The sequence below is a fragment of the Arcicella sp. genome, assembly GCF_964672035.1.
Genome location: NZ_CBABQS010000028.1, coordinates 17,572 through 30,048 on the forward strand (window position 1 = coordinate 17,572; position 12,477 = coordinate 30,048).

Annotated in this window: 9 protein-coding genes; 4 read left to right on the forward strand and 5 right to left on the reverse strand. The window is 37.3% G+C overall.

Going from position 1 to position 12,477, the window contains the following annotated elements; all coding sequences use genetic code 11:
- Window positions 1-5: 5 nt before the first annotated feature.
- The 4 genes from AC1W31_RS09910 (at window position 6) to dinB (ending at window position 6,978) form a co-directional block, all read left to right on the forward strand.
- Window positions 6-1,349 carry a methyltransferase RsmF C-terminal domain-like protein gene (locus AC1W31_RS09910; protein ID WP_481734276.1) on the forward strand — a complete coding sequence of 448 codons (1,344 nt, stop codon included), beginning with the start codon at window positions 6-8 and terminating at the stop codon, window positions 1,347-1,349.
- A 185-nt stretch (window positions 1,350-1,534) separates the two neighbouring features.
- A complete protein-coding gene (locus AC1W31_RS09915; protein WP_481734277.1) occupies window positions 1,535-3,769 on the forward strand; it encodes a DUF349 domain-containing protein in 2,235 nt (744 codons plus the stop codon).
- Between the two features lie 115 nt (window positions 3,770-3,884).
- Window positions 3,885-5,720, forward strand: a complete 1,836-nt coding sequence (locus AC1W31_RS09920; protein ID WP_481734278.1) for an ABC transporter ATP-binding protein — start codon at window positions 3,885-3,887, stop codon at window positions 5,718-5,720.
- A gap of 217 nt (window positions 5,721-5,937) precedes the next feature.
- A complete protein-coding gene (gene dinB / locus AC1W31_RS09925; RefSeq protein ID WP_481734279.1) occupies window positions 5,938-6,978 on the forward strand; it encodes a DNA polymerase IV in 1,041 nt (346 codons plus the stop codon).
- A gap of 33 nt (window positions 6,979-7,011) precedes the next feature.
- On the opposite strand, the gene AC1W31_RS09930 is transcribed toward dinB, so the two are convergent.
- The 5 genes from AC1W31_RS09930 to AC1W31_RS09950 form a co-directional block, all read right to left on the reverse strand.
- A complete protein-coding gene (locus AC1W31_RS09930; RefSeq protein WP_481734280.1) occupies window positions 7,012-7,758 on the reverse strand; it encodes a hypothetical protein in 747 nt (248 codons plus the stop codon).
- A 235-nt stretch (window positions 7,759-7,993) separates the two neighbouring features.
- Window positions 7,994-8,977, reverse strand: coding sequence for a pyruvate dehydrogenase complex E1 component subunit beta (locus AC1W31_RS09935; protein WP_481734281.1), 984 nt, complete (start codon window positions 8,975-8,977; stop codon window positions 7,994-7,996).
- 246 nt (window positions 8,978-9,223) lie between these two features.
- Window positions 9,224-10,468, reverse strand: a complete 1,245-nt coding sequence (locus AC1W31_RS09940) for a DUF418 domain-containing protein (protein ID WP_481734282.1) — start codon at window positions 10,466-10,468, stop codon at window positions 9,224-9,226.
- 76 nt (window positions 10,469-10,544) lie between these two features.
- Complete coding sequence (locus tag AC1W31_RS09945) at window positions 10,545-11,462, reverse strand: NAD(P)/FAD-dependent oxidoreductase (RefSeq protein ID WP_481734283.1); 918 nt, start codon at window positions 11,460-11,462, stop codon at window positions 10,545-10,547.
- 62 nt (window positions 11,463-11,524) lie between these two features.
- Window positions 11,525-12,307 (reverse strand): transglutaminase domain-containing protein, encoded by a 783-nt coding sequence (locus tag AC1W31_RS09950; RefSeq protein ID WP_481734284.1) that lies wholly within the window; start codon window positions 12,305-12,307, stop codon window positions 11,525-11,527.
- Between the last annotated feature and the right edge of the window lie 170 nt (window positions 12,308-12,477).

A 12,477-nucleotide genomic window follows, 5' to 3' on the forward strand; every position in this document is an offset into this window, starting at 1 on the left:
GGCTAATGAAAATTCCCCATGCTTTAATTGATTCAATCAACGATATAAAAGGTTTCAACCAAGAAGCCTTCATACAAACCCACGAACAAGGCGAAATACCTATTTCCATTCGCTTAAATCCATTCAAAATTTCAGTAAAGTGGTCTGTGGAGACACAGACCCCGGAAACTGGTACTCCGATAACAACTACTCCCGTTCTCTTTTCTGAATACGGAAGATATACGGATAATTTGCCAAATTTCAATGCAGACCCACTTTTCTACGCAGGAACGTACACGATTCAAGAGGCAAATTCAATGTCTTTAGAATATGTTCTCAGCAACACCGTTGATTTATCCAAAGACCTCCGAATCTTAGATTTATGTGCTTCTCCAAGTGGTAAAAATACGCACATTGCCAGTTTGATTACGCCAGAATCTATTCTAGTAAGCAATGAAGTTATCAGCACAAGGTCGGATATTTTAGCCGATAATATGACTAAATTTGGAACAATGAATACCATCGTTACCAGCAACGACCCAAAAGATTTTGGCAAATTATCGGGTTTTTTTGATGTAATAATCGTTGACCCTCCCAATTCAAGTTCGGGATTATTTCGTAAAAACCCCGAAGCCATCAAAGATTGGTCCTTAGAAAATGTAGCACTCTTTGCTCAAAAACAAAAACGGATTATTGCTGATGCTTGGGCATCTTTGAAAGATGGTGGAATTTTAATTTATTCAACTTCTTCGTACTCAACTGCTGAAAATGAGGAAGTTATGGATTGGGTCTGTGAAAAATATGGTGCGGCCAACGCTTTGAAGGAGAAAATTCTTAGGTTTTATCCTAATGAGAAAGGCGAAGGATTTTTTATCTCCGCTTTAAAAAAGAATAATCCCGAAAAAGAAACTTTTGTCCGTTCTGGAAGGCCGATCAAAAATAACAGTCGCCGAACACAACGAGAAGTTTTTAGGTATTGGATAAAAGACATTGACAATTATAATTGGTACGACATCAAAGAGGAGTTTTTCTTAATAAATTCGGAACATGAATATTTGATAAAAGTCTTAGAAATGTATTTACATATACGGAAAGCAGGGGTGAAAATGGGAAAAATTGCGGGCAAAGATTTAATTCCTGACCATCAATTGGCACTTAGTTTGTATATTTCGGATAATATCAATCGGGTGGAACTTACAAAAGAAGATGCCTTGAAATATTTACGAAGAGAAGACTTCAGGCTTGACCAAGCACAAAAAGGTTGGTCGTTGATGACCTTTGAAAATTTTGGTTTGGGATGGGCAAAAATTTTGCTCAATCGGATAAATAATTATTATCCAAAGGAGTTGAAAGTTGTAAATAAAGTCTGAAAAGATTTAATTTGTACTACTATTTATACGTATCTCTCAGTATTTTACATATTTTTGTATTGAAATTATAATACCACAAATAATTAACTGTATGTCAGCGGGTTAAACCCGATTAAAATGTTTATCTCATATTAACGATTTTGTAGGCCTCAACCCTAAAACCCTTTCAAAGTCGAAAAGCACGCATGATTAACGAAGAAGCAAAAGAAATTAAAGAAGAAATCGAAGCAAAGGCTATCGAGACAACTGAGACTACTGAGCAAGTAGATTCACCAGTGAGCGAGGCACCAGAAGCCTCTGAACCAACACAAGAAATAATTTCAGAGCCTGTGCAGGAAATTACTGAACCAGTTGAAGAAGTAATCTCAGAGTCAAAACTTGAAGTTACTGAACCAGTTGAGGAATTAGCCCCAGTAGAAGAAGTTACACCAGAATTAGTTTCTGAACCAACTGAAGAAAAACCAGCGCCAATCTCTGAACCAGCTGCAGAAATTTCTACGCCTGTAGAAATAACCTCTGAATCAACTACCGCCAACGAAATAGTTGCACAAATTGAAGCAGAACCAGTCGAAATTCAGACAGTTGATTATTCTAATTACAGCAAACAAGATTTCTTAGCTGCTTTAGAAAAAGTAATGGCTGACGTAAAAGAGAATCCATCAGTAGGAACTTTTAGACGTTCGGAAGATACTTTAAAAGAGGTTCGTCCATTATTTGAGCAAATCAAAGCGACTGAAAAAGCAGAAGCGCTTGCCAAATTCAAGGAAGCAAATGAGGATTCAGAAGAAGGTTTCGACTACAAATTTGATGCTGACGTTGAGCAATTCGACAAACTTTTCAAAGGTTTGAAAGATGAGCGTTCAAAGTATTTCCAGAGCATTGAGAAGGAAAAAGACAAAAACTTTAATCAAAAAACTGAATTGATTAATCGTCTTCGTACACTCGTAGAAGGCGAAGACAATTCAGACCCTGCCCATATCAAAACGGGTTTTAACGATTTTAAGAAAATTCAAGACGAATGGAAAGCTGCTGGGAATGTTAATTCTCCGCACAACAATACCTTATGGCAAACTTTCCACGCCTTAGTTGATAGATTTTACAGTAATAGAAGTATTTATTTTGAGTTGTTGGAACTTGACCGTAAGCGTAATCTTCAACAAAAAATTGAACTTTGTACTAAGATTGAAAAAATATCGGAAGCAGCTAAAACAGAGCCAGTGACGGGTAAAATGTTAGACGAAGCAGTTGCCGCTTTTGAAGAATATAAGCACGTTGGACCCGCTCCAAAAGAAGAAAATGAACTAATTTGGCAACGAGTAAAGGATGCTTTAGATGTGATTTATGGTAAACGCCGTGAACAAGGAGAAGCATCAAAAGCCGAAGCCGAACAAGTATTTGCCTTGAAATTAGCCATTGCTGAATTGATTGAGCCTTTTGCAACTTTCAATTCAACTACGATTACCGAATGGAACGACCGTACAAAAACACTTTTGGCGCTTCAAGACCAATGGAATGCTATAAAAGGTTTCATGCCGAAAGAAAAAGGCAAAGAATTGAGTGATAAATTCTGGGCAGATATTAAAACTTTCTTCCGTAATAAAACTGAATTTTTTAAAGTTTTAGAATCAAAACGTGATGAAAATTTAGTAGCGAAAACCGCCATTATTGCGGAAGTAGAAGCGCTTTTGGAAAGTGGAGATGAGTCACAAGAAGCAACTAATACCGTAATTCGTTTACAAAAAGAATTCCGTGATATTGGTCATGTTCCAGAGAAAGATAAAGATTCAATTTACGAGAAATTCAAAACGGCTTGTGATGCGTTCTTTAATGCGAAACGTGCTAAAAATCAACACGTTGAAAAAGATTTTGAAGCGAATTTAGAAAAGAAAACGGCTCTTTGCGATACCATCGAAGCAGAATCTGTGGAAGGAGCAAATACGGCTCGTTTGGCAGAATTCAAAGCAGAATGGTCGGCCATTGGTTTTGTTCCAAAGAAAGATATGCAGACAATTGGTAAGCGTTATATCAACGCCATCAATAAGTATGTGAGCGCCATGGGCAAACTTTCGAGTAAAGAAAAAGAGCAATTAACCATGACTGACAGCCCACGTCCTCCACGTGGCGACCGTCCAGAAAGAAGTGGTGGCGGACGTAATGACCGAAACAACGACCGTAACGACCGTGGTGGAAACAGAGATTATAACTCAAACAGAGGAGATTATAGTTCTAATAACGCTGGCGGTGGAAATAGCGATGCTCGTCGTAAGATTCAAACGCTTGAAAATGATATTGCAACGTACAGAAATAACTTAGAATTCTTTGCAAAATCTAAAAATGCAGATAAATTCCGTCAGGATGTTGAAGCAAAAATTCAATCAGCTGAAAAGGAAATTGCAAAATTGAAGGAGCAAGCGAAGTAAAATAAATGAGTAGGAAAAAGGCGAGCAGCGATGTTCGCCTTTTTTTGTGGAATTTGAAAATGATGAACCCAATCAACCTTATCACCGTTATTAATTCATATCTCAAAACAAAACAATGGCTCGAAATTCCCCCAAAGATTCCACTGATAATAAACCCAATATGCGTGAACGATTCAAGGCTTTGACAAATCTTCCTGCTTTTTTGAAAGAGGTATATCAGACTTCGCCTTCGCTCACGATTAGCAATACTTTTCTTCGATTAATTCGTTCTGGAATGCCCGTTTTGGCCTTGTACGTAGCGAAATTAATCATTGATGAAGTTATTTTTCAAGTAAATCATTCACCAAAAGACTTTAACCATTTGTATTTATTAATTGGTGTTGAGTTTATTTTAGCCGTCGTGGGCGATTTACTTTCAAGAGGTATTAGCTTGACAGACAGCTTATTAGGAGATTTGTTTGGTAATAGAACTTCTATTCAATTAATGAAACACGCAGCTTCATTGGATTTAGCTCAATTTGAAGATGCCACTTTTTATGATAAACTCGAACGTGCCAGACAACAAACCGCTGGACGCACCATTTTGCTCTCGCAAACACTCGCACAAGGACAGGATTTTATCACGATGGGCTTACTTTTGGTGGGTTTAATCGCCTTTAATCCTTGGTTAATTTTGTTGCTTTTGGTGGCAGTGATTCCATCGTTTTTGGGTGAATTACATTTCAACGCCAAAAGTTATTCACTTCAATTTGGCTGGACTCCCCAACGGCGAGAATTGGATTATTATCGCTTCATCGGGGCGAGTGATGATACCGCCAAGGAGGTAAAATTGTTTGGTTTATCTGACTTCCTGATTGAGCGCTTTAAGAATTTATCCATCCTTTATTACCACGAAAATCGTAAATTATCCATCGAAAGAGCCGTTTGGGGAAGTTTACTTTTGGCGGTGGGAACCTTGGGATATTTTGCCGCTTACGGAATTATTATTATCCAAACGGTGAACGGAGCAGTAACGGTGGGAAGTCTTACTTTTTTGGCGGGTTCATTCCGACAATTACGGTCTTTATTGGAAAGTATTTTAGGACGGTTCAACAGCATTTCGCAAGGAGCTTTGTACTTGAATGATTTGTTTGAATTTTATAAAATTATCCCAAAAATTGCTTCCCCTGCCAATCCGAGGGCTTTTCCAAAGATAATTCAAGAGGGTTTTCGTTTTGAAAACGTGGGCTTTAAATACCCAAATTCGGATAAATGGGCAAATCGGCATTTAGATTTTACGCTTCAAGTGGGGGAAAAATTGGCCTTAGTTGGCGAGAATGGAGCGGGAAAAACGACGCTTGTAAAACTATTGGGCAGACTTTACGACCCCGATGAAGGACGAATATTATTGGATGGCTATGATTTGAAAGAGTATAATCTCACTGAATTACGGGAACATATTGGCGTAATTTTTCAAGATTTTCAACGGTTTCAGTTTACGGCGGGTGATAATATTGCGGTGGGAGATATTGTGCATCGGGAGGAATTAACGGAATTGCAAAGAGCCGCTCAACAAAGTCTCGCCGATTCTGTAATTGACAAATTACCAATGACTTACGACCAACCGCTCGGGCGAAGATTTGCCAAAGGGGTAGAATTATCGGGTGGCGAATGGCAAAAAGTGGCGCTTGCACGGGCGTACTTACGGGAGGCAGATGTACTAATTCTGGACGAACCAACCGCCGCATTAGATGCACGAGCAGAATATGAAGTTTTCAAGCGTTTTGCCGAATTGACCAAAGGCAAGACTGCCATTTTGATTTCGCACCGTTTTTCAACTGTAAGAATGGCGGATAGGATTTTGGTATTGGATAAAGGGCAAGTATTAGAAATTGGAACGCATGAACAACTCTTGGCAAAAGGCGGACGATATGCCGAATTATTTAATTTGCAGGCGGAGGGATATCGATAGATAATTTTATTAGCACGCAGATGACGCAGATGCCTTCGGCAACGCAGATTTTCGCAGATTTTTTTAATCTGAGATTCTAACCATTATTTAATCAAAGCCTGAATTTTAAAAAATATAATTCAGAAATTCAACTTTTTCAAAAAAAATCTGCTTAAATCTGCGTTGCAAAGCATCTGCGTTCAAACAAATCCAATTGCGAAAAATAATCCACATAGACATGGACGCATTTTATGCTTCCGTTGAGCAACGGGATAATCCTGAGTTACGTGGAAAACCCGTGGCCGTGGGTGGGTCTCGTGAGCGTGGTGTGGTGGCAGCTGCCAGTTATGAAGCTCGTAAATTTGGCGTTCGGTCGGCAATGGCATCAATGGTGGCGGCTCGAAAATGCCCAAATCTTATCTTTGTAAAACCTCGCTTTGATGCCTATAAAACCGCTTCTCATCAAATCAGGGAGGTATTTTTAGAATACACGCCTTTAGTTGAACCTCTATCTTTAGACGAAGCTTATTTGGATGTTACCGAAAATCTAAAAGGAATTGCCTCCGCTACTGAGATTGCCAAAGAGATAAAAATCAAGATAAAAGAACGTACAGGACTTACGGCTTCGGCGGGTGTTTCTTACAATAAATTCTTGGCAAAATTGGCTTCTGATTACAACAAACCCGATGGCTTATTCGTAATAAAACCCAATCAAGGCGAAAAATTCGTGGAAAGTTTGGATGTTTATCGTTTTCATGGAATTGGAAAAGTGACGGCCGAGAAAATGAACAAAATGGAGATTTTTACAGGCTTGGATTTACGACAAAAAGATGAATCATTTCTCCGAAAACATTTCGGTAAAGCGGGTGGATATTATTTCGATATTGCCCGTGCCATTGACAATCGCCCCGTTAATCCTGATAGAATTCGCAAATCGGTTGGTTCTGAAAATACGTTTGATACAGATTTAGAAACTCGTATTGAATTAGAAGCGGGTCTATTACCATTGATTGAAGACGTTTGGCGTTATTGCGAGCGGACAAAAGGATTTGGAAGAACAGTTAATTTAAAAGTAAAATACCTTGATTTTCAACAAATTACAAGAAGTAAAACCGCCCTCTCTCCAATTATGGACAAAGTGTTTTTTGAAAAAATTTCTTTTGATTTATTAGCACAAATTCAGCCCGTGGAGAAGGGCGTTAGACTTTTGGGAATCTCCCTTTCTAATCTTGAATTTTCGGATGAAATGATCGGAAAGCAATTGACTTTAAATTTCTAAACGTTGAATCTGTTAATTTCTTTGTTTTCAAATTCAATAAGTGAGGGTATATTTTTTTAAAACAATACCGTTATTGGAGATTGTTATTGAATTTGCACGGTTTTGAGCATCCACTTCATACGTGACAAAATTATCGACCAGACCATTATTGTAGGATTTTGGCAAGGATGATAATGAACTCATGGTCAGGTCTGTATTATTGATGGTTACATTAAGAAACTGGATACTTTTCGTAATGTTATAAAGCGGATTTTCAGTATTCGTAAGTGAATTAATTGTATTGGTATTATCCAAATAAGCACCTTCTTTCCAGTGCATTTTGGTCAATTGATTTATCTCATTATAACTATATTCAACAAAACCCGAAATTGACCTTGAACCATAAATTAAATTAGATAGATTCCCCAATTTATTATAAGTCCAAGTAGTTGATAAGTAGTTTATTTGGGTGTTATCGGCATTATAAGTATAATTCTGAACAGTATTCCCATCAGAAAATCCTCCTCCTTGATACGTATATAGAATGCTTTGAATAAGTTTTTTATCATTTCTTGTAATATCATATTGTCGAACAAAATCCTGATTAGTTGCCGTATTCAATGTTTTTACGACAAATGAGGTAATCAGATTATCTTTCCATGTATAAGAAATATTGGTTGGATTGACTTCATTAAATGTAACAATCGTCAGCGTTTTGGGCTGAACTATCGCTGCAATAGGAGTTACTTCATTGGAAGAACACCCTCCTAAAAAAAATATTATATTTTTGAATGAGTACATGGAGTTTTAAGGTCAAATCATGAAATGAATAAGAAAATTGATGTCAAAGTAACTAAATTTACTGATATAATTAAGGAAAGTTACCTTAAAATGTTAGTATTTTGAAAACCATTTTTTTCCGTGGTAATGAAGCTGCTATGAGTCAAAATAATGATGCTTTTAATCATTAAATCTAAAAAGAAACACCTCCCAAAATTGAATTTGGGAGGTGTTTATAAACGCTAAAACAATAAATTTATGCTTTATACATCACTTTCTTAACAGCATCAATTGTTCCAGCAATACTTGGAAGAATGGCTTCTAAAAGCGATTGTGCGTAAGGCAATGGCAAATCTTTTGAGTTTACACGAATAACGGGAGCATCCATAAAATCAAATGCCCAACGTTGAATATTATAAGCAATTTCAGAAGAAAGTGCCGCAATTGGGTTGGCTTCTTCAACCACTACACAACGGTTAGTTTTCTTTACTGAATTGATAACTGTCTCATAATCAATGGGTCTCACCGTTCTAAGGTCAATTACCTCGGCATTAATTCCCATTTTTTCTAATTCAGCAACCGCTGGCATCACTACTCTCGAAAGCATTTTTCCAAAGGTTACAATGGTTACATCGGTTCCTTCTTTTACAATATTTGCTTTCCCGATTGGTACGATATGTTCTCCATCTGGCACTAATCCTTTATCGCCATACATCAATTCAGATTCCATGAAAATTACTGGATTGTTGTCTCTAATGGCTGATTTCAATAAACCTTTTGCATCCGCAGGATTTGAAGGTACTACCACTTTCAAACCAGGTGTATTGGCAAACCAATTTTCAAAATTTGAAGAGTGTTGAGAAGATAATTGTCCAGCATTTCCAGTTGGTCCACGAAATACAATTGGACAATGATACTGGCCGCCCGACATTGACATCATTTTGGCGGCTGAATTAATCACTTGGTCGATTGCAACCAATGAAAAGTTGAAAGTCATAAATTCAACCACGGGACGCAAACCGTTAGCGGCTGCCCCAACGGCAATTCCTGCAAAACCTAACTCGGCGATGGGTGTATCAATCACACGGTCGGGACCAAATTCGTCCAACATTCCTTGTGATACTTTATAGGCTCCATTATATTCGGCTACTTCTTCGCCCATCAAAAAAACGGATGGATCATTACGCATTTCTTCGTTTAATGCCTCACGAAGTGCCTCTCTGAATTGTATTTCTCTCATTTTTATTTAACAGTTTATGAGCTATGAAGGTTTAAATTCATAGTCTTACAAAATTAGGCAAGAAAGTTTATTTAGCCAAGATTAGTTATCGGTTCTGAGTTCATAGTTGCGTTTTTATGAGAAAATATTTTAATTTAAACAAAAAAGACGGCTCAATTTCATAAAATCCGTCTTTGTAATATTCATGAAGTGTTTAACTATTATTATTTTCTGACAAAAAGCAGATATTTGGAAGATTGCGAGTTTTTAGAATTCAAATTCTTGTTGCCTCCGCATAGGTTGCCATTTCAAATACGTTGCCGACCGCCAAAGCCATTCCATGGGGCCATAAATAAACCTTGAAAGCCACCATTTACTAAGAATTATTTGAAAAATAAATATCGCTATTCCGATTAAATAACACCGACCAGCATTAAATTCTCCCATCAGTCCAAAGCCAATTCCGTAAAACAAAATTACCCCAATCACACTCTGTAAAAGATAGTTTGTCAAGCCCATTTTGCCCACTGCCGAAAGTTTATCTAATATCCAATTCATACTTTTTAGATTCAGTAAAATGGCAATGCCTGAAACATAAAATATAGTCATGGTAACGGAATGAATTGTGAATAGAAAATTGAAGACAATGCCAATCCATTGGGGAAATTTATCGAAATAATTTCCAATTTGGATGGTTAAGAAAAAAGCAACAATAAAGATATTTGCTCCTAAACACCACCACATTACTTTTTTAAAGAAAGGTTTATTTTGTTCAAAATTCTCAAAAAATTTACCTCTTCCCACCCATAAGCCTAATAAAAAGAAACCTAACGTAATATAAATACGTCCAGAATCAAATTGAAAATCTGCTTTATATTTGAAATCTTTAAAATTCTGAACGATGACTTCTGAGTAACTTCCTTGCTTTAAAGTCGTGTAAGATTTTAGAGTTTCTTTTTCGTATTTATCTTGTTCATATTTCTGTTGTTTTTCGGTTTTGGGTTTTTCTTTCGGCTTTGTTTCCCGGATTGTATCACGAATAAGAATGGGGATATTTAGCGTAAAAAACAGAATACCAATCCATAGAATTTTATCACTTGCATTGCTAAAAAGCAACATAAAAAAGCCCAATACGGCGTAAATTCCTAATATATCACCTTTCCAGTGAATATGATGAATAAAGCCAATGATGGATAAAATCACCAATCGCCACATAAATCGGCGGATAAATTTAGGGTCGTTTTCTTTGCGTTGGAAAAGTTGAATAGCGAAACTTAATCCGAATAAAAAAGAAAAAAGGGTGTAGAATTTTCCGTCAATAAAAATGCCCCCAATGTAGTTAGCAATATTAGTACCGAGGTCATTTTGAAATTTTTGATATACGGCACTTGGGATTCCGCCCGCAACGAACCAACCTCCAATATGGGCAAGAATAATTCCTAAAAGCGAAAAACTTCGGAGTCCATCAATTAATAAAATTCTTTTTGGGGGGTGTGTGGTAAGTATTTCCATCGTATTTAAGCGTTAAGATTCTGATAATCAGATGCTAAAATACGGTGAAAGATTGCAAACCTACTTCATAAAATTGTTAAAGTTTCATGCCCAAATAATATCCCGATAAAAATGCACCTTCCACATTTCCCAAACCAAAACCGTCACCGCCCAAAAAGATGGATTGATTTTCAATTTGATAAAAATAATCTTGGAAACGTTTGGTGGCATTGCTAAATCGCCAACGATGGGTTTGGAAAGAATCAATATTTTCGGGCTTAACGTATTGATTAACAGATGATAGCATTTCATTGGCTATTTCCTGCAAATTATCATCAAAACGGGCAGCACTATACGCAGACGAAGCATGAAGCGTAACGGTTGGGATTTGGGTAATGCCTTTTTGATAATTATCCGCAATCCAAGCGACGGGTTGATTTTCTAAGATAATGCCTCCGCTAAGGATGTCAGTGGGCTTTTTCAGCACGGCCATGACCGCAATACAAGGCTCATATTCAATAGTAGCGAGAACGTTTTTATCTTTTTCCGAAAAATCAATTTTTGAATTTTGAAAAAGTTCAATTACTTGTGGAATTGGGATGGTAATGAGCAAATTATCAAAACCATACACCTTACCTGATTCAGTCTTTACGGTATTATTTTCAATCAAAACTACCTTTTCATTAACTAAAACATTGAGTGTGGAAGCCATTTTTTTAGGAATGGTATTCATCCCTTTTGCTCCTACATAACGCACGTTTTCACGTTGGGCAAGATGCCATTCTGCAGTGATATTTTCTGATTGCATTTCTGAGATAAACGCTTGAAATTCAGGCGATTTTACTGCAAAATACTGCGCTCCGTGGTCGGCTTTGGCATGATCAATCGTACGAGTGGACATCCTCCCTCCTACGCCACGACCTTTGTCCAAAACCGTAATGTCATGTCCTTTTTGAGTTAAAATTTTGGCGGCAGAAAGCCCTGCCATTCCTGCACCAATAATGATTGTTTTCAAGATATTTTTCTTTATTTATTGAGAACACAACTTGATTCTTGTGGAAGATGTTTTGAGAAATATTATTTAACTTCTTCCACTGAAACGCACATATTCAACAAATCCATTTCCCCAAATTGACTGGCAAAAGCCACATCATTAGCATCTCGACCGTAGGCAATTACCACTCTATTTCCCTTCGGAGCATCTTGAGTGGCATCGAAAGCGTACCATTTATCACCCACATAAGCCTCGAACCAAGCGTGCAGATCCATCGGTTTTAAATCGTAGAGATAACCAACCACCATTCGGGCGGGAATATTCAATGCCCGACAAAGTGCCAAGCAAAGGTGTGTAAAATCACGACAAACGCCCGTTTTGGTTTGAACAATATCAGCCGCCGACGTTGAGGAAGAACTACGTCCGTATTCATAGGTAATATTATTTTTTACCCACATCCTAATGGCTTCAACTTGGGCATAGCCCATTGGCTTATTTTCCGTAATTTCAAAAGCAAGAGAAAACAATTTATCCGACTCGCAATATCGACTCGGCAACATATAAATGATGGTCTCACTCGGAAGATTTTCAACGGGTACGAAACCTGCGTTCATGTTAGTTTCGAGCGTTTCATGAACGTCAAAAATTGAATGGGTTTTGATGTTTAATTTGCCGATTGGAGCCAGTATTCTTTGGCATAAATTTCCGTAAACATCACGATATTCTGAGAATTGGACATTAGGTGTGAGTAGATACGATTCTTCCATTAATTGTTGCTGAGGGCCGTTCTGAGGGCGGAGCATCAAAATTAGAGGAGCATTTTCTTTTAATTCATAATCGAGCTGACAAGCAACTTTTAATTTCATTGTGTGCTGTTGAAAAAGTATACACAAAGGTAACTTTTTACTTATCACAATGGTTCTAAGTTGGCTTGATTAATTCATTAGCCTTCATTGGCAAAGGATAAAGTGCTTTCAACCTATACCTACTAAAAAATCATTTAAGCAGTTGTATTTATTAAATCAAACCATTTTGC